Origin of the sequence: Pseudoduganella rhizocola, from assembly GCF_045984285.3 — a bacterium.
Classification (GTDB): domain Bacteria; phylum Pseudomonadota; class Gammaproteobacteria; order Burkholderiales; family Burkholderiaceae_D; genus Rugamonas.
Window position 1 is genome coordinate 85,078 of the sequence record NZ_JBJQIK030000003.1, and the last position, 17,974, is coordinate 103,051.

The window sequence follows — 17,974 nt, forward strand, 5'->3', positions numbered from 1 at the left end:
GTCAGGCCAGCCTGTCCGTGAGGTCCACCACGCGCGAGATCTCTTCCAGCGTGGTGGCGCCTTCCAGCACGCGGCGCATGCCGTCGTCAACCAGCGTGCGGTAGCCGGCCGAACGTGCCGCCGCGCGCAGTTCGCGCTGGGAGGCGCGGCGGGCGACCAGTTCGTCCAGCTCCGCGTTCATCTTCAGCAGCTCGATAATGGCGAGGCGCCCCTTGTAGCCCTGGTGGGCGCAGCGTTCGCAGCCCACGGCGCGGTAGATGGTGCGGCTTTCGCCTTCCGGCGCGAGGCCGAGCAGGCGCCGTTCCAGCGCGTCCGCGATGAAGGGCTCGCGGCAGTGCATGCACAGCCGGCGCACCAGGCGCTGCGCGATGATGCCGATGATGTTCCCGGCCATCACGTCGGCCACCACGCCGATATCGAGCAGGCGCGAAATCGAGCCCACTGCGGAATTGGTGTGCAGGGTGGAGTAGACCTGGTGGCCCGTCATGGCGGCGGCCAGCGCCATGTCCGCCGTTTCCTTGTCGCGGATTTCGCCGACCAGGATCACGTCCGGATCCTGCCGCATCATCGAGCGGATGCCGTCGGCGAAGCCCAGTTTGGCCGATTCGTTCACCGAGGTCTGGCGGATCATGTTCATCGGGTATTCGACCGGATCCTCCAGCGTCATGATGTTCACGCTTTCGGTGTTGATGTGGTTCAGGATCGAATACAGGGTGGTGGTTTTGCCGCTGCCGGTGGGCCCGGTGACGAGAATCAGGCCGTCGGGACGGGCGATCATCAGCTTCAGCACATCCAGCTCGTGTTCGGCCAGGCCCAGGCCGTCGAGCGGCACGATGCCTTTCTGGCGATCCAGCACGCGCAGCACGAAGTTTTCGCCATGGGTGGTGGGCTGGGCGCTGGCGCGGAAGTCGATCTGGCGGCCGCTGAACTTGATGGAGATGCGGCCGTCCTGCGGCGCGCGGGTCTCGGCGATGTTCATATTGCTGATGACCTTCAGGCGCACCGCCATCGCGGGCCAGTAGGATTTGTGCAGGCTGCGGATCTGGCGCAGGATGCCGTCGATGCGGTAGCGGATGCGCAGGAAGCTGTGTTCCGGCTCGAAGTGGATGTCGGAGGCGCCGTTCTGCACGGCGTCCGCCAGCAGCGCGTCGATCAGGCGCACCATGGGCTGGCTGTATTCGTCCGAAGCCGCATTCATGCTCTGGTAATTGACCTCGCCGGTCTCGATTTCGTGCAGGATGCCGTCGATGGAGAGCTCGAAACCGTAGTACTGGTCGATGGCGCGTGAAATATCGGACTCGTTCACCAGCAGCGGCGTGATGGTGATGCCCTTGACCAGCATGGCGCTGATCTGGTCCAGCGCCACGATATTGCTGGTGTCGGACATGGCCAGGATCAGGTTGTCCGTGTCGCGCTCGTAGACGATGGGGAAGACGCTGTAGCGCTTCGCCACCTCCTTCGGGATGAGCTTGAGCGCCACGGCATCGACCACCAGGCTGTTCAGGTCCGCCGACTGGGTGCGCAGGTTTTCGCTGAGGGCCTCGCGCACGGTGGCTTCGGTCACGAAGCCGAGGGAGATCAGCAGCTTGCCCAGCGGCTGGCCGGAGCGGCGCTGCTCGATCAGCGCAATGCGCAGCTGGTCCTCGCTGATGACGCCTTTTTCGATCAGCAGGGAACCGAGTGGAAGTTTCGACTGTTCGGCCATGTAGCAGGCTTTATGGAGCGGCAGCAGGACCGCCCAGCTCCTGCAGTCTGCGCTCCGCAGCCGTACGGTCGAAACTGGCGGGCACGGTCTGCACGAGCAGCAGGGCGCGCTGGTAATAGCTGGCGGCGAGGCGCGGCTGGTTCAGCCGGTCCAGTCCGACGGCGAGGTTGAAGGCATAGTCGGGATTGGATGGAGTGGAGGTGTAGGCGCGGAAGAAGCTTTGCTGCGCCTCGTTCCAGCGTGCCTGTTTCGCATACAGGTTGCCGAGTGCGAAATGCACGGGGCCCGCTTCCGGCTTGCGGCGCAGGAGTTCCTTCAGGCGGCTTTCGCTGTGCTGCATATCGCCCGCGCCCAGACTGACCAGGCCGGCCAATGCATCGGGGTCGGCTGCATCCAGTTCCAGCAGGCGGGTATAGGTGGCGGCGGCCTGCTGGCCCTGGTGCTCGCGCAGGGCGACGGCGGCGAGGCCGAGCAGGGCGTCGCGGCTGGTGGGATCCTGGCCAAGCGCCAGCTGGTATTGCTGGCGGGCGGTGGGCAGGTCGCCGGACTGGAAGGCCGCGTAGCCGCTCTGGATGGAAGGGTTGACGATGGCCGCATTGGTGCTGCGGCTGATGCGGACTTCGCCTCCGGCCAGGGCGGCCGGTGCGGCACCTCCGGCGCTTGCCGGTGCGGTGGCCGCCAGGGTGCCCGGATCGACGCCTGCCGCGGCGGGCATGGCGCCGGGTGCTGCGGCGGGCTGCGATGCCTGCACTTCCTGGATGGCGCGGGCCTGGCGTTCGGCGGCATCGCGCATGGCCTCGCGGCGCATGGCCGGGTCTTCAATGGAAGCCAGCTGCGCGGCGGAGGGACCGGCGGGCACCGTATTGCGCGGGGCTGCGGGACGCGCGGCCGGTGCACGTTCGCGCACCGGCTGCACGGCGGCTGTTGCAGGTGCGCCGCTGGCGGCATCCGTCACCGGGGGCGCGGGAGCAGTGGTGGCCGGTACCGCCGGCGCCATGGCGGCCGGTGCTGCGGACGATGCGGAAGCCGGAGTGGTGGCGATGCTGGTGCCGGGAATCATCGCGGGCGTGGCGCTGCCCTGTGCCGGGGCCGGATCGGTCGCGATGCCCGGACCGCCGGCGTACTGGCCCGCGCCTGCCGGTGTAGCGCCGGGCACGACGATGATGCCGGAGGCGCCCGTGGCGCTTGGCGGCGGCATCGGCACCATCGGCAGGCCCGCGCCAGGTCCCGGCGCCATGGCCGCCTTCCAGTAAATGTAGCCGAAGATGCCGAGAATAAGCACCAGCAGGCCGCTCAGGCCCGCAATGCGAAGGCGTGCGGCATCGAGGCCGCGATGCTCGGACGGAATGTCGGCAGCCGTGCGGGCGCGCGCCGGTCCCTTGGTTGCCAGGGAGGCGCCCTGGGCGGCGAATTCGCTGCTGGCACTGGCCGCCGCGCGCCGCGCCGCCGCCGATTCCCCGGCCGCCACACGGCTTGCGCGCGTCCCCGCGCCTGCGCGCCCCGCGTAGCGCCCGCCATCCGCCTCCGTTGCGGCATCCGCACGTCCGCTCGCGTGTCCCTCGCCGGAGCCGCCCACCGCTGCCGCATCACCTGCATGCCCGTTCGCGCGCCCGGTATCGGCGCTGGCAGCGGCAATCGCGTCCAGGTCCGCGGGCGTCGCCATGCGCGCATCTTCGGCAGGCCGCATATCGGGCTCGATGCGCGCTTCCGGATGCGGCACCTCGTGCCGCGCCTGCGGCGGCACCGGATCGTGCGGACGCTCGACGGCCGGCTCGATCGGCTCCAGGCTCAGTTCATGTTTGATCCTGGTGGCCGGCGAATCGTCCGCCACATAGGGCTCGCGCGCGGGAGGGCGCGGTTCAAGCTCCGTGCCGTCCGGCTCCGGTTCCTGCAGGCCGCTGCGTTTTGCGCGCTCGGCCTTTTTCAGCGCCTGCATCAGCAAACTCATAGTGCACCCGGCTTGTTGGATGTGGTGCCGTAGGGCGTGGTATTCAGCGGCTGGCTGGTATCGGGCAGCAGGTGGCGATAGTCCCGGTAGTCGCCCGCCATGCTCGCGTCCTTCACCACCACGGCGCGCAGGAAGATCACCAGCTCCGTCTTGCTCACGGTCTCGTTACGGTAAGCGAACAGGTTGCCGACCACGGGGATAGTGCTGATCAGCGGCACGCCATCCTTGCTGTTATCGACCGAATCCTGCATCAGGCCACCCATCACTGCGGTCTGTCCGCTGTACACCCGCATCACCGATTCCACCTCGCGCGCCTGAATCACCGGCACCCGGCTGATGACCTGCTGCTTCGCCAGCTCGGGATTCGGATCCTGCACGAAGCTCACGATGCGCGTGATGGTGGGCCGCACGTTGATGGTCACTTCATCGTCTTCCGAGATCTGCGGCGTGACGCTCATGACGAAGCCCACCGGCACCGTCTCCACGCGCGACTCGTAGGTGGCCGGCGTGGCGATGCCGCCCGCGGACGTGAGCACGGCCGGCGTTACCTTGAGCGTGAAGAAGATATTGTTGTCCACCACCTTGAGCATGGCGGTCTGGTTATTGAGCACGCTGATCTTGGGACTGGACAGCACCTGCACCTTGCCGAAGGACTCCAGCAGCTGCACGGCCGCCGAGATATTGCCGAAGCGCGTGGTGGGATTCAGGTAGTTGAAGGTGAAGACGCCCGGCGACGAGCCGATGGTGACGCCGGAGGGCAGGGTAGTGCCCACCTGGCCTTGCGAAACCGTGGAATTGCCGTTGATGCGCGACCAGTTGATGCCCTGCTGGTACTGGTCGCTGAGCTTCACTTCGAGAATCGTGGCCTCGATCATGACCTGGCGCCGCGCGCTGGACTGCACGATGTCGAGAAACTCCTGCACCTTCTCGTGCTGGCGGCTGGTGGCGCGCACGGCCAGCAGGCCGCTCTCCGCATTGACGATGACGGAAGGCGAATTGCGCTGCGCCGCTGCGCGCGACTGGCCCGCGTTCTGGTTCTGCAGCGCGGAGGCTTGCGCGCCCGGCGTGGACATGTCGCCGGCCTGCCCGTAGCCCGGCGCCTGCTGCAGCCCGCCGTAGCCCGGCATCTGCGGCTGCCCCGTTTGCCCCTGCTGCTGCGGCGCCTGCTGTTGCTGCATCAGCGCATTGGCCTGCTCGCGCAACTGGGCCAGCGGATCACTCAGCGCGTCGTTCAGGTTGGTGGGGCGCAGCATGTCCCGGATGTTCTTCTCCAGGCTGTACCAGAAGTTGTTGTCCGAACGGTTGGAGACCGCGGTGGTGGAGTTGTTATTCGCGCCGCTGCTCAGCGTGCTGCCCGCGTTCGGCAGCGTGCCCTGGCCGGTGTTGCTGCCCGTGGTGCTGGCGCCGGCCGAGGAGCCGCCCGTGGTGGAGATCTGCGTGGCGATATTGACGCTGCTGCTGGTGGTGCGCGCCATGTTCACGTAGTCGATCTTGTAGTTGCGCCAGTGAGGCTGGTCCGGCAGCACGGTGAGCGTGCCGCCGTTGATCTCGTAGCGCATGTCCACCTGGCGCGCGATGCGGTCCAGCAGCTGCTGCAAGGTCTGGTCCAGCGCATTCAGGGTGACGACGCCTTCGATGGACGGATGGATATCCACGTTCATGCCCGCATCGCGCGCCAGGGCGAACAGCACGGACTGCACCGGCACCTTGTGCACGGTCACGCTGTAGGTTTCAAGCCTTGGGGCGGGGCGCGGCGGCGGCAGGGCGCTGCTTTGCTGGACCGGTTCCGGGATGGTCCCGGCCGGACGCGGCGTTTCCGCCACATGCCCGGACGAGACAGGCAGCTTCGGTGTGGCGCACGCCGTCAGCAGCGCGCAAAGCAGGGGAGCCGCGAGTCGTTTCATTATGAGCACTGAGAGTGTTGTTCTTATACAGGGCAAAAATACTTGTTAAAACGAGCATACTGCAATTGCCTGAAACCACCCCGCACGGTTGCCTAGGGGCTGGCGGGCGCGAGCCAGCTAAGCAGGGCTGTGCCCGCCGCCGCGATGGCCGCCAGGCTGGCGGCGGCGCCCACCCAGATCGAACGTTTCCCTTCGGAAATACGTTGCGAGCGGCGGAAATTGCAGTCCCGCACCGCATGGCGCACATGGATTTCGCGCACCAGATTGGAATCGTCGGCATAGGCCGACATCAGGGCCTTGTCTGCCAGGATATTCACGCGCCGCACAATGCCCTGCGAGACCTTGTTGATGAGTTTGATGGCTTCGCGGCTGAACAGCGGCGCGCCGCGGTAGCCCGCCGCGCGCAGGCGGAAGTCGAGGTAATCCGCCACCTGGTCCGGCGGCAGGGGCGGCACGAAGAAGCTGTGGGTAATGCGCTCGCTGAGCTGGCGCATGCGGGGCAGGCGCAGGTGGTCGTCCAGCTCAGGCTGGCCGAAGAGTACGATCTGCAGCAGCTTGTGCTGCGCCGTTTCCAGGTTGGTGAGGAGGCGTACTTCCTCCAGGGTATCGAGCGGCATGGCCTGCGCTTCCTCCACCAGCAGCACGACCTGGCGCCCCTCGCCGTGCCGCTTGATCAGCTCGCCGTTCAGCTGGCGCAGCACTTCATCGTTGCGGCGGCCGCCGGGATCGAGCCCTAGTTCGGCGGCGATGGCATACAGCACCTCCTGCGGCCCCAGGCTGGGATTGACGAGGTAGATGGCGTCGATATGCTCCGGCAGCTCGCTCTCCAGCATGCGGCACAGCATGGTCTTGCCGCTGCCTACCTCGCCTGTCACCTTGACTATCCCCTCGCCGTGTTCGACCGCGTAAAGCAGGGCGTCCAGCATTTCCCCGCGCGAGTTCCCGCTATAGAAGAAGGCCGGATTCGGCGTGATGCTGAAGGGCGCCTGGTGCAGTCCGAAATGGGTGGTGTACATGGTGGGCGCATTTGAGCATGAATCGCGGAAAATCGTCGCATGCATTGCACCGTGGTTGATAACGCGCCACTGTGTGGTTTCCGGGCGACCCGGTGCTAGCTAGCAGCGCCTCATTCGGCTTAGAATGCCACACGTCAACGCGCATTGGAGCTGTATACATGGCAAGGCCTGAGAAAGTCCGGCTGGGAGAGATCCTGGTTCAACAAAAATTGCTTTCCGAAGAGCAACTTGGGCTGGCCCTCGCCGAACAGAAACGCAGTGGACGCAAGCTGGGCCGGGTCTTCATCGAGAACGGCTATGTGACGGAGGAGCAGATTGCCGGCGCGCTGGCGCGGCAGCTGAACATCCCCTACATCAATCTCAAGTTCTACAACATCAATCCTGAGCTGGTGCGCCTGCTGCCGGAAACCCAGGCGCGCCGCTTCCGCGCGCTGGTGCTGGAAGACCGCAAGGGTTCGCTGCTGATCGGCATGTCCGATCCCACCGACCTGTTCGCCTACGACGAAATCTCCCGCCTGGTGCGCCAGAACATCGAACTGGCCGTGGTCAACGAAACCGAGGTGCTGGGCGCCATCGACCGCATCTACCGCCGCACCGACGACATTTCCGACCTGGCCAAGGAGCTGGAACAGGAGATGGGCGATGTGTCGGTGGACTTCGGCGCACTCGCGGCGGCCAACCCCGGCCTGGAAGAAGCGCCGGTGGTCAAGCTGCTGCAGTCCGTGTTCGAGGACGCGGCGCAGGTGAAGGCATCGGACATTCACATCGAACCGCAGGAAGGCCGGCTGCAGATCCGCTTCCGTATCGATGGCGTGCTGCACCTGCAGACCCAGTCCGACATCAAGATTGCACCGGCGCTGGCACTGCGGCTCAAGCTGATGTCCGACCTCGACATCTCCGAGAAACGCCTGCCGCAGGACGGCCGCTTCGCCGTGCGCGTGAAGAACGCGCGCATCGACGTCCGTATTTCGACCATGCCGACGCAGTATGGCGAATCGATCGTGATGCGTCTTCTGAACCAGGGCAACGTCAACCTGCGGCTGGACGCGATCGGCATGCCGCGCCATATCCTCGACAAGTTCCGCCACATCGTGGCGCGCCCGAACGGCCTGGTGCTGGTGACGGGACCCACCGGCAGCGGTAAAACCACCACGCTGTATTCGGCGCTGGCCGAACTGAATTCGGTCGAGAAGAAGCTGATTACCGTGGAAGACCCGGTCGAATACCGCCTGCCCGGCATCAACCAGGTGCAGGTGAACGACAAGATCGAACTGGACTTCGCCCGCGTGCTGCGCGCCGCACTGCGCCAGGACCCGGACATTGTGCTCGTTGGTGAGATGCGTGACCAGGAAACCGCGCAGATCGGCCTGCGTGCTGCAATGACCGGTCACCTGGTGCTGTCCACGCTGCACACCAACGATGCCGCCAGCACGCCCCTGCGCCTGATGGACATGGGCGTGCCGCGCTACATGGTGGCCAGCTCACTGCAGGCCGTGCTGGCGCAGCGCCTGGTGCGCGTGATCTGCGAAAGCTGCACCACGCCCTATACGCCGACGCCGGCCGAAACCGAGTGGCTGCGGCTGGAACTGAACGACAAGGTCGGCATGGGCCGCTACTTCCACGGCAAAGGCTGTTCGCACTGCAACGGCATGGGCTACCGCGGCCGTACCGGCGCCTACGAGCTGCTGGAATTGACGAAGGACGTGGTGGATGCGGCGAACGACCCGAATCCTTCGACCTTCCTGCGCGCGGCACACACGCAGATGCAGGGCAACACGCTGCGCCGTCACGCCGTTCAGCTGGTCATCCAGGGCCGCACCACGATTTCCGAAGCCATGCGCATCAGTAACCAGCAGGAAGAATAATGCCGTTCTACGCCTATAAAGGCCGCAACGCGCGCGGCGAACTGATGCAGGGAGTGCTGGAAGCGGCGGACAGCGGCGCGGTCGCGTCGCAGCTGTTTGCGACTGGCATCACGCCGGTCGAGATTACCGTCACCCAGAAAAAGGCCTCCAGCGGTGGGGGAGATAGCCTGTGGGAGCGGTTGACGGAGAAGAAAGTGACGTCGATGGACGTGCAGCTATTCAGCCGCCAGATGTTCACCCTGCTGAAGTCCGGCGTGCCTATCATGAAAGGGCTGGCGGGCTTACAGGAATCCGCCGTCAGCAAGTCCTTTGGCAAAGTGATCAAGGATCTGCGCGAGTCGCTGGACTCCGGCCGCGAGCTGTCCGCTGCCATGCGCCGCCATCCCGATGTGTTCTCGCAGTTTTACCTGTCCATGATCCGTGTGGGAGAGATGACGGGGCGGCTGGAAGAGGTGTTCATCCGTCTCTTCGATCACCTGGAGTTCGACCGCGACATGCGCGAGCGGGTGAAAACGGCGCTGCGCTATCCGACCTTTGTGATCGTTGCCATGACGGCGGCAATGGTGGTGGTCAATGTATTTGTGATCCCATCGTTCAAAGGCGTCTTCGCCGGGCTGAATGCGGAACTGCCGCTGATGACGCGCATTCTGCTTGGTACCTCGGAATTCACCATCAAGTTCTGGCCTCTGATCGCGGGCGCAGCAGCAGCAGCAGCGTTTTCGTTCTTCTCCTGGATCAAGACCACGGCCGGCGAATATGCCTGGGACCGTATCAAGCTGCGGATACCTGTGGCGGGGAAAATCATCCACAAGGCGACCATGGCGCGCTTTGCCCGCAGCTTTGCGCTGTCGAGCCGCAGCGGCGTGCCGATCGTGCAGGCGCTGACCGTTGTGTCGCAAACCGTCGACAATGCTTATCTGTCGGCACGGGTGGAACAGATGCGCGACGGCGTCGAGCGCGGCGAAAGCATTTTGCGGACGGCGACGGCCGCCAATGTCTTTACGCCGATTGTGCTGCAGATGATCGCTGTCGGCGAGGAGAGCGGTTCGCTGGACGACCTGATGGACGAGATTGCGCAGATGTATGAGCGGGAGGTGGACTATGAATTGAAGACCTTGTCTGCCCAGATCGAACCCATCCTGATCACCTTTCTGGGGATAATGGTCCTGGTCCTTGCCCTCGGTATCTTCCTCCCGGTGTGGGATCTGAGCAAAGCATCCCTGAAGAGGTAATTGATTGCGTATTTCCGCAAAGGAGCGGCAGCTGGGGTTCAGTCTGTTTGAACTTGCAGTTACATTGACGGTGCTGTCAATCCTTAGCGCGGTGTTCTTTTCGCGCTTTGCAGGCTATCGTGAGCAGGCCGAGGATGTGGTGGTGCAGCAGTTGGTTGCCAGCATGCGGACCAGTCTTGCGGTACGCGTTGCACAATTGCAAGGGGCAGAAAATACGGCTGGGATCCTAGCTCTTGCTGAAACTAACCCATTGAATTTGCTGGAAAAATACCCCGCAAATTATGGTGGCGAGGTGGACGCCGCAGATGTTGAAGAATTGCCCGGTGGAAAATGGTACTTTCTAAAACGGGAGCGCCTGCTGATTTACGTGTTAAATCATCGAAATTCCGTTGCAATTAAAGGACAGAAATCCTTGAATTTTAAGGTAAAATTATTGCATTCGTCCAACAAGGCAGTACGGGAAGCAACGACGAATCCGTCGCTGAGTCTGATGCTGGAGTCGGTCTGACGGGTGTCGAAGTAACACATTTGAAATAATTGGAGAGTTTCTATGAAACAGCAATTCAAAAAAGCGGCGCAATCCGGTTTTACCCTGATCGAACTGATCGTGGTGATCGTTATTCTTGGTATCCTGGCCGCCACCGCGCTGCCGAAGTTCATGGACGTCGGTGGCGACGCGCGTGCCGCATCCGTGAATGCGGTTGCTGGTTCCATGAAAACGACAAGCGGTCTGGTCCATGGTAAGTGGCTGATCAACCCTGTCAGCCCGGCTGTCCTGGATGCGACTACCAGCGTGGCCGTTGATACCAACGGCTACGGCAAGGCTGGTGCTGACCTGGTGGCGGCGATGGGCTTGTCCGCTACTGACTATGAGATCACGACGGTAGCCGATGCAAGCATTACTGTTGTACCGATCGGCATCAAGGACAACACGGCGAAAAAGGCCAATTGCTACGCCAAGTACACCTATGCATCGAACGCCACTGCTACTGTAACCGCAACAGAGCCAGTCATCAGCACTGACGTCACCAAGTGCTGATCTAGCTGCTGATTTCCAGCATTCCACGGAAGGCCGCAATGTACGGATATAGGGTGCATTTGCGGCCTTTCGGTTTTACGATGGTCGAAATGGTCGTCGTGATCGTCGTGCTGGGGATTGTGAGCGCCATCGGCGTCGGGCGTTTTATGGGGCGCTCGGATCTCGACGCGCGGGCTTACGCCGACCAGATGCGAAGCGTTCTGCGCTTTGCTCAGAAGACGGCGATTGCCCAGCGCCGCAATATCCACATCATCTCGGACGCGAACAAAATCGCGGCCTGCTACACAGCGGCATGCGGCGCCGGCGACCTTGTGTGGGCCCCCGGCGGGCACAATTCGCAGAGCAGCGCCACCCAGGCGGCTTGCGGCAATGCGGCCTGGCTTTGCGAAGGGCGGCCATCGTCAGCGACTGCCAACAGTAGCTTCGGTGCGTTTCTTTTCAATTCAAGCGGGGCTACCAATCTGGCCGCCGATGCATCGGTCCAGATCTCAGGCAATGGCGGCGTGCAGACAGTGACCGTTGTGGCGGGAACAGGCTATGTCTATTGAGCGCCCGCGCCAATCCGGCCTGACACTGATTGAGCTGATTCTGTCGATGGTCATCATTAGCATTGCGGCGGTCGGCGCCATGCAGCTGATGAACAGGTCCACCACGGACAGCGCCGATCCAATCCGGCGCAAGCAGGCCTTGCTGATTGCTGAGTCGCTGCTGGAAGAAGTGCGCTCCTCCCACTTCACGTTCTGCGAGCCGACGGACGACAATGCGGCCACGGCGCAGAGCGTCAACGCCTGCACGGTACAGGAAACCCTCGGGGCCAACGCCGGCGATGTACGTCCCTATGACAATGTGAACGACTATTACCGCGCCGGTACGCCCTTCAGTTTCACGAACGCCAGCGGACAGATCATCGATTCCAGCGGGGCGGTCATGACGCGTGCCGGCTACAAGGCGACGGTGACCATCAACGCCAACATTGCTTCGGGCGCCGGAACCGAGCTCGGTCCATCCATTGGAGCGGTCACCTCGACAGGCACTGCCGCCGGCATGAACGCCTTGTTGATTACGGTGCGCGTCGAGTACGGCGGCGCACCGGGAGATTACGTTCAGCTGGATACTTACAGGACTCGCTATGCGCCCACCGATTTCTGATCGCTGCCGCGGCTTCACGCTGGTGGAGCTGATCATGGTGATCGTCATCGTCGGCATCATTGCCGGCGCGGTGGTGCTCCTGGTGCGGCGGCCCCTCGATATTTATGTGTCGGTAGCCGGGCGGGCCGAACTGGGAGATGCGGCCGATTCCGCACTGCGGCTCATTGCGCGCGACCTGCGCAGCGCCCTGCCAAACTCCGTCAGGGTAACAACCATCAACGGGGTAGCATTGCTGGAATTTATTCCCACCGTTGGCGGCGGCCGCTATCTGGATGCCGGTGCCGCCGGCGGCACGCCGCTCAGTTTTCAGGATCCCGCGAGCACGATGTTTACGGCACTGACGGTGGATCCGGTAGCCACGGCGATCGCAGTCAACGATTACATCGTCGTCTCGAATTACGGGGCCGGTTTCAATTTCGCGGATGCCTACCGGGTAGGAAATGCTGCTGGTACCGAAAATGGCAATCGCGCCATTGTCCGCCAGATCAACGGCGCGGATGTGACCATCGATGATGATGCGGATGGCGCAGCGCTGCCGAATGTCAACGTCTTTGCCCGCTCTCCTGTTCCGATCAGCTCACCTACGCTGCGGTTCGCTATCGCCAGGCAGCCTGTTACCTACCGCTGCGTGCCGGCGGCGGCAGGTACCGCAGGTCAGCTCACGCGGCTCACGAACTACGGCTTCAAGCCGGCGCAGGTCGATCCGGATGGATTGGGTAGCTCGTCGCTGGTGGCGCAGCACATCAGATCCTGCACATTCAGCGCCGTGGTGACAGCCTTCCGCAATTCCTCGCTGGTCACGCTGCAGGTGACTCTCGAAAAACCCGGACCGAACCCGGAGCAGGTTTCGCTGTTCCGTCAGGTTCATATGGATAACACGCCATGAACGCTTCATTTGCAAGCATCGCCGCAATCCGGCGCGCACGCGGCGTAGGCCTGTTGGCGGCGCTGACCATCCTGATCATCCTGGCTTCCGTGAGTGTGGCCGTGGTGTCGTTTACCACCTCGCAGCGGGCCAGCGTCACCCTGGATGAGCAGCAGACGCGCGCCTATCTGGCGGCGCGCTCCGGCATGGAATGGGCATTGTTCAACTGGCGGAATAACACGGGTGCTGGCGCCGTGGCGTGCACCAACCAGCAGGGAACGTTCAAACTTCCCGCCGGAACCAGCCTGAGTGCGTTCACGGTAACGGTCAGCTGCACGCCCAGCCCCGTGGGCGCGCCCAGCATGGTGCGCCTGCGTGTGACCGCCTGCAATTTCCCCGGACCGGCGGGCTGCCCGCTGGCGGGCAACCCCAGCTCGCCGGATTATGTCGAGCGCCAGGTGATCGCCGATCTGGCGCCTTTACCGCCTCCGCCTTAAACTGTCGCGTTTTAGTCTTTAGTTGATAGAATGCTACTAAAAATTTCCGATTTCCGAATATAATCAAGCATCTAGCGTGCAGATCTAAAGGTTTTGTTTACGGCATGGTTTTTTTCTCCAAAGCGAAAAAAAAGCAGGGTTCGCTCACCGTCGCAGTCCAGGCGAACGGCTTTGCCGTGGCATCCGTCCGTCGTGTCACGGACAGCAAGCCGGTAGTGGACCTTGCCGGTTTTTTTCCGGCCGCCGTCGATCAGCTGGGCGAGGTGCTGGCCACGCTGGCGAAGGACCTGAAGGCGCCGGGCTACCATATCGGCACCTTGCTGGCTGGCGGCGAATACCAGATCCTGTCCGTCGAAGCGCCCAACGTTCCCGCCGAAGAAATGAAGACCGCCGTGCGCTGGCGGCTGAAAGACATGCTCGACTTCCATGTCGACGATGCGACCATCGATGTGGTGGATATTCCGGTCGACAAAAACTCACCATCGCAAGCGCATCAGATGTTCGTGGTGGCAGCCCGTAACGCGGTGGTGGAGACCCGGCAGAACCTGTTTGCCCTTGCTGGCGCCGGACTCTCCGTCATCGACATACCGGAGATGGCGCAGCGCAATCTGTCCACGCTGGCGCAGGGGGACGGCCGAGGCCTGGCCATGCTGTCCTTCGATGCCGATGGCGGCCTGCTGACCGTGTCCTGCGGCGGTGAACTGTATCTGTCGCGCCGCATGGATGTCACGCTGGCACAGCTGATGGAACCTGATCCCAATCGCCTGCAGTCCTGGCACGACAAAATTACGCTGGAGCTGCAGCGCTCCCTGGATCACTTCGACCGGCAGTACCACTACATCAATGTGGGCAAGCTGATGCTGGCGCCGAACCCGGCGGCGGGCTTGCATGAGTATCTGGCGCAAAACCTGTATATGCCGGTCGAGAAGTTCAACCTTGCCGATGTGCTGGATCTGGGGGCGGCGCCGGAACTGCTGGATATCGAGCAGCAGCAGCGATTCTTCTTGGCGCTGGGAGCCGCGTTGCGCCAGGACGAGGTGACGTTGTGAGCCAGCAGATCAATCTGTTCAACCCGGTTTTCCTCAAGCAGAAGAAGGCGTTCAACTTCGTCAATATGCTGCAGGCGGTGGCCATCCTGTGCGCATTGCAGCTGGTGCTGCTGGCGTATGGACGCTACGTGCTGGCGAAAGTGGAAAAGGATGCGGCGGACGGCAAGGCGGCCCTCGAGCAGAAGCAGCAGGAGTTCAACCGCACACTGGAGCAGTACAAGCCGCGGAAGAGCAATCCAGCCCTTCAGGCCGAAATTGCGCAGGTCGAGGCCGATATCGCGGCGCTGCGCCGTGTGGAATCCGTGCTCAATCAGGGATCGCTTGGCAATACGGCCGGCTATTCCGAGTACTTCCGCGCGCTTGCGCGGCAGAATGTGAGCGGCATGTGGCTGACGGGCGTGAACATCATCGGCGCCGGGGTGGATATCGCAGTGGAGGGCCGGGCCATGCAGGCCGCCCTGATACCCGGCTATATCCTGCGCCTGACAGGCGAGCAAGTCATGAACGGGAAGACCTTCGCCGACCTCCGCATTGAACGGCCGCTGCAGGCGCAAGCGCAGCCGGCACTCAGCGATACCGCACCGACGGCTCCCGGGGGGCCAGCTGTTCCTGCGGCGGCGCAATTTGTCGAGTTCCGACTGCAATCGAAACCGTTCGAGGCGAAGAAATGAAGGAGCAATGGCTCAAACTCGCCGCCCGTATCGATGCGCTGGCATTGCGCGAGCGCGTGATGATCTTTTCCGCGCTGGCCATCGGCATCGTCTATGTGGTCTATATGGTGCTGGCCGAGCCCCTCGTGACGCGCCAGCGCCTTGCCGCAGAACAGACTGCGGCCCAGCAGCGCCAGATCGCCGAGATGAACAGCCAGATCCGGGAACGTATCGGCAGCGCCATGGTCGACCCCGATACGGCTGCCCGTGCGCGGCTGGAGGGGCTGCTGGCGCAGCAGACCGCGCTGGGCGTTTCGCTGCGCACGGTGCAGCGCGGACTGGTGGCTCCGGAAAAGATGGCGCCATTGCTGGAGCAGATCCTGCAGGCAAATGGCCGGCTCAAGCTGATGTCGCTGCGCAGCGTGCCAGTGAGCACCGTCAACGAAGCCGCCCCCCTGGCCGCGCTGACCGATGCGCCCGAAACCACAGGAGCGCCGGCAGACCTGGCCAAGGCTGCCGTGGAGTCCGCCACGCAACAGGCTGCCCAGATGCGGAACACGTCGAACGCGGTGAACGCTGCGGTGGCAACGGGCGGTGCATCAGCGGCGGCAGCATCTGCTCCGGCAGTTCCTGCGCCCAAAGCGCGCGAGATGCTGTACCGTCACGGCGTCGAGATCGTATTGCAGGGAAGCTACCTTGACATGGTTGCCTATATGGAGGCGCTGGAACGGCTGCCGGTGCAGCTGTTCTGGGGAAAAGCCCAGCTGGAAGCGGGCAGCTATCCGGTGGCGAAGCTCACGCTGACGCTCTATACGCTCAGTCTGGACGATAAGTGGATGAAGCTATGAGACTGCTGCTGGCGTTACTGGCATTGCTCCTCGCTGCGGCGCCGCTGGCGCGCGCGCAGGCGCTGCAGGATCCGACGCGGCCACCAGCCGAACTGGGCATGGTGCAGGCCGGCAGCGGCGAGACGGCCATGGTTCCCTCCGAAGCGCATGCGCCCAAGCTGGAATCCGTTCTGGTGGGACGCGGCTATACCGGCCGCGAGGTGGCTGTCATCGATGGAAAAATTGTACGCCGCGGCGAAAAGTTCGATGGCGCGGTACTGGTACGTGTGGGACCGAATGAAGCGGTGCTGAAACGGGGCGGCAAGGAGGAAATCCTGCGCCTGTTCCCGCAGCCGATTGAAGGAAAGCGCCTGCAGGCGCGGCGTGGACGCGAATGAAGAGACCAGTCATGCAAACATTATCCAGATTGCTCGTCGCGGCCGTGCTGGCCGCCGTGCTGGCTGCCTGCCAGACGCCTGCGCAAACCCAGGCCAGGCGCGATGCGTATGACAAGATCAGCGCCGAGCTCAACGAGGCATCCGCGAAAGCCAACGCCGCACCGCCGCCCAATGCCGTGGCCAACGCCTTGCTGCCGCCGGCCGCACAGCTGGTCACGCAGTTGCCCAAGGCGCGGACGGTGCTCGATGAGCGCTTTACGGTAGCGTTCAATGGCGTCTCCGCGCAGCAGTTCTTCAATGCGGTGGTGCAGGGTACCCGTTACACCATGCTAATCCATCCGGATGTCAGCGGCACCATTACCGCCAATCTCAAGGATGTCACCCTGTTCGAGGCCCTGGACGCCGTGCGCGAACTGTATGGCTACGATTACAAGGTGGATGGTACGCGCATCTATATTCGGCCCCTGACCATCCAGACCAAGATGTTCAAGGTGAACTACCTGACCTCGACGCGCCGCGGCACTTCAAACCTGCGCGTGAGCTCGACCAGTGTTGCCGACTCGGGTAACAACGGGAATAACAATAACCAGAACGGTTCGAACAGCAACAACAATAACGGCAGCAATAACAATAACAACGGCAGCAATAACAACAACGGCGGCAATAACGGCAACAACCAGAATGGCCTGCGCGAATCGGCCAACGTGACCACGATATCGGACAGCGACTTCTGGCATGAACTGCGCTTGTCGCTGGAGGCCATCGTCGGCAGCAAGGAAGGCGGCCGCAGCGTGGTGATCAGCCCGCAGTCGGGGGTGATCCTGGTGCGGGCCATGCCGGAGGAGCTGCGCAGCGTGGCGGAGTATCTGAAGGCAACGCAACTGGCCGTGGAGCGGCAGGTGATCCTGGAGGCCAAGATTCTGGAAGTCGAGCTGAGCACCAGTGCGCAGAGCGGCGTGAACTGGGCCTCGTTTGCATCGTTCAAGACGGGGCATGACAACCGCATTTCCACCGGCTTCCTGCAGCCTGGCGCGGGACTGGCGCCGCTGCCGTACGACGGCAGCCAGCCGCCCGTCATGTCGAACGGCGGTGGCCTGAGTGCGAGCACCGGTTTCAATATCGCGAACGCGGCAACCAATCCGGGTTCGCTGTTCGGTTTTGCGTTCCAGACATCCAATTTTGCCGCGCTGATTTCCTTCCTTGAATCGCAAGGCACCGTGCATGTGCTGTCCAGCCCGCGCATCGCGACGCTGAACAATCAAAAGGCGGTACTGAAAATCGGTACGGATGAATTTTTCGTGACGGGCGTCAGCACAACGACCACGACCAATGCCGCTGGGGGCGGCACGACTTCGCCGAACGTCACGCTGCAACCTTTCTTCTCCGGCGTGGTGCTTGACGTGACGCCGCAAATCGACGATGAGGGCTACATCATCCTGCACGTTCACCCTTCGGTCAGCCAGGTGTCCACCGTCAACAAGGGCCTGAACCTGGGTAGCGCAGGCAGCCTGAATCTGCCGCTTGCCACCTCCGTGACGTCGGAGATGGATAGCATGGTGCGCGGCAAGGATGGCCAAGTGGTGGCGATCGGTGGCCTGATGCGCCAGTCCGGCACGAATAACCGTTCCGGCCTGCCGGGCGCCGGCAGCCTGCCGGTGGTGGGCAGCCTGTTCAGCAACAAAAACGATGTTCAGCAGAAACGCGAACTGGTGGTGCTGCTGAAACCCACCATCGTTGACGGCGCCGCGAGCTGGGGCGACGACCTGATGAACGCAACCCGCCGCATCAACGAAATGGATCCGGCCAACGCAACGAAAGGGCGCCGCTGAT

17 protein-coding genes are annotated in these 17,974 nt (G+C 63.2%); 13 read left to right on the forward strand and 4 right to left on the reverse strand.

Translation table 11 applies throughout. The features are described 5' to 3' along the window. Position 1: 1 nt before the first annotated feature. The 4 genes from ACJRPG_RS07615 to ACJRPG_RS07630 all read right to left on the reverse strand — a co-directional run bounded on the left by ACJRPG_RS07615 (position 2) and on the right by ACJRPG_RS07630 (position 6,573). A complete protein-coding gene (locus tag ACJRPG_RS07615) occupies positions 2-1,705 on the reverse strand; it encodes a GspE/PulE family protein (protein ID WP_407999463.1) in 1,704 nt (567 codons plus the stop codon). A gap of 10 nt (positions 1,706-1,715) precedes the next feature. Next, on the reverse strand, positions 1,716-3,641 hold the full coding sequence (locus ACJRPG_RS07620) for a tetratricopeptide repeat protein (RefSeq protein WP_407999464.1): 1,926 nt from the start codon (positions 3,639-3,641) through the stop codon (positions 1,716-1,718). 8 nt (positions 3,642-3,649) lie between these two features. After that, complete coding sequence (mshL, locus tag ACJRPG_RS07625) at positions 3,650-5,557, reverse strand: pilus (MSHA type) biogenesis protein MshL (protein WP_407999465.1); 1,908 nt, start codon at positions 5,555-5,557, stop codon at positions 3,650-3,652. Positions 5,558-5,649: 92 nt separating this feature from the next. After that, entirely contained in the window at positions 5,650-6,573 is a 924-nt protein-coding gene (locus ACJRPG_RS07630) for an ExeA family protein (protein ID WP_407999466.1), read from the reverse strand. A 158-nt stretch (positions 6,574-6,731) separates the two neighbouring features. On the opposite strand from ACJRPG_RS07630, the gene ACJRPG_RS07635 reads away from it, so the two are divergent. The 13 genes from ACJRPG_RS07635 to mshL (ACJRPG_RS07695) all read left to right on the forward strand — a co-directional run bounded on the left by ACJRPG_RS07635 (position 6,732) and on the right by mshL (ACJRPG_RS07695) (position 17,973). Next, positions 6,732-8,438, forward strand: a complete 1,707-nt coding sequence (locus ACJRPG_RS07635; protein WP_407999467.1) for a GspE/PulE family protein — start codon at positions 6,732-6,734, stop codon at positions 8,436-8,438. Beyond that, on the forward strand, positions 8,438-9,670 hold the full coding sequence (locus ACJRPG_RS07640) for a type II secretion system F family protein (protein WP_407999468.1): 1,233 nt from the start codon (positions 8,438-8,440) through the stop codon (positions 9,668-9,670). Before ACJRPG_RS07635 ends, ACJRPG_RS07640 begins: the two co-directional genes overlap by 1 nt. Before the next feature lie 4 nt (positions 9,671-9,674). Then, positions 9,675-10,178: a type IV pilin protein gene (locus tag ACJRPG_RS07645; protein WP_407999469.1), complete on the forward strand. Its 504-nt coding sequence runs from the start codon at positions 9,675-9,677 to the stop codon at positions 10,176-10,178. Between the two features lie 42 nt (positions 10,179-10,220). Continuing rightward, a complete protein-coding gene (locus ACJRPG_RS07650; protein ID WP_407999470.1) occupies positions 10,221-10,709 on the forward strand; it encodes a type II secretion system protein in 489 nt (162 codons plus the stop codon). 38 nt (positions 10,710-10,747) lie between these two features. Continuing rightward, positions 10,748-11,257 carry a GspH/FimT family pseudopilin gene (locus ACJRPG_RS07655; RefSeq protein WP_407999471.1) on the forward strand — a complete coding sequence of 170 codons (510 nt, stop codon included), beginning with the start codon at positions 10,748-10,750 and terminating at the stop codon, positions 11,255-11,257. Next, a complete protein-coding gene (locus ACJRPG_RS07660; RefSeq protein ID WP_407999472.1) occupies positions 11,247-11,858 on the forward strand; it encodes a type IV pilus modification PilV family protein in 612 nt (203 codons plus the stop codon). The genes ACJRPG_RS07655 and ACJRPG_RS07660 overlap by 11 nt, the downstream gene beginning before the upstream one ends. After that, entirely contained in the window at positions 11,839-12,744 is a 906-nt protein-coding gene (locus ACJRPG_RS07665) for a prepilin-type N-terminal cleavage/methylation domain-containing protein (protein WP_407999473.1), read from the forward strand. The genes ACJRPG_RS07660 and ACJRPG_RS07665 overlap by 20 nt, the downstream gene beginning before the upstream one ends. After that, positions 12,741-13,220, forward strand: coding sequence for an agglutinin biogenesis protein MshP (locus ACJRPG_RS07670; RefSeq protein WP_407999474.1), 480 nt, complete (start codon positions 12,741-12,743; stop codon positions 13,218-13,220). Before ACJRPG_RS07665 ends, ACJRPG_RS07670 begins: the two co-directional genes overlap by 4 nt. 104 nt (positions 13,221-13,324) lie before the next feature. Then, positions 13,325-14,269: a type IV pilus biogenesis protein PilM gene (pilM, locus tag ACJRPG_RS07675; RefSeq protein ID WP_407999475.1), complete on the forward strand. Its 945-nt coding sequence runs from the start codon at positions 13,325-13,327 to the stop codon at positions 14,267-14,269. Then, positions 14,266-14,940, forward strand: coding sequence for a PilN family protein (locus ACJRPG_RS07680; protein ID WP_407999476.1), 675 nt, complete (start codon positions 14,266-14,268; stop codon positions 14,938-14,940). The genes pilM and ACJRPG_RS07680 overlap by 4 nt, the downstream gene beginning before the upstream one ends. Next, a complete protein-coding gene (locus tag ACJRPG_RS07685; protein ID WP_407999477.1) occupies positions 14,937-15,767 on the forward strand; it encodes a type II secretion system protein M in 831 nt (276 codons plus the stop codon). Before ACJRPG_RS07680 ends, ACJRPG_RS07685 begins: the two co-directional genes overlap by 4 nt. Further along, entirely contained in the window at positions 15,764-16,144 is a 381-nt protein-coding gene (locus ACJRPG_RS07690; RefSeq protein WP_407999478.1) for an MSHA biogenesis protein MshK, read from the forward strand. Before ACJRPG_RS07685 ends, ACJRPG_RS07690 begins: the two co-directional genes overlap by 4 nt. Before the next feature lie 11 nt (positions 16,145-16,155). Further along, positions 16,156-17,973, forward strand: coding sequence for a pilus (MSHA type) biogenesis protein MshL (mshL, locus tag ACJRPG_RS07695; protein ID WP_407999479.1), 1,818 nt, complete (start codon positions 16,156-16,158; stop codon positions 17,971-17,973). Position 17,974 lies beyond the last annotated feature (1 nt).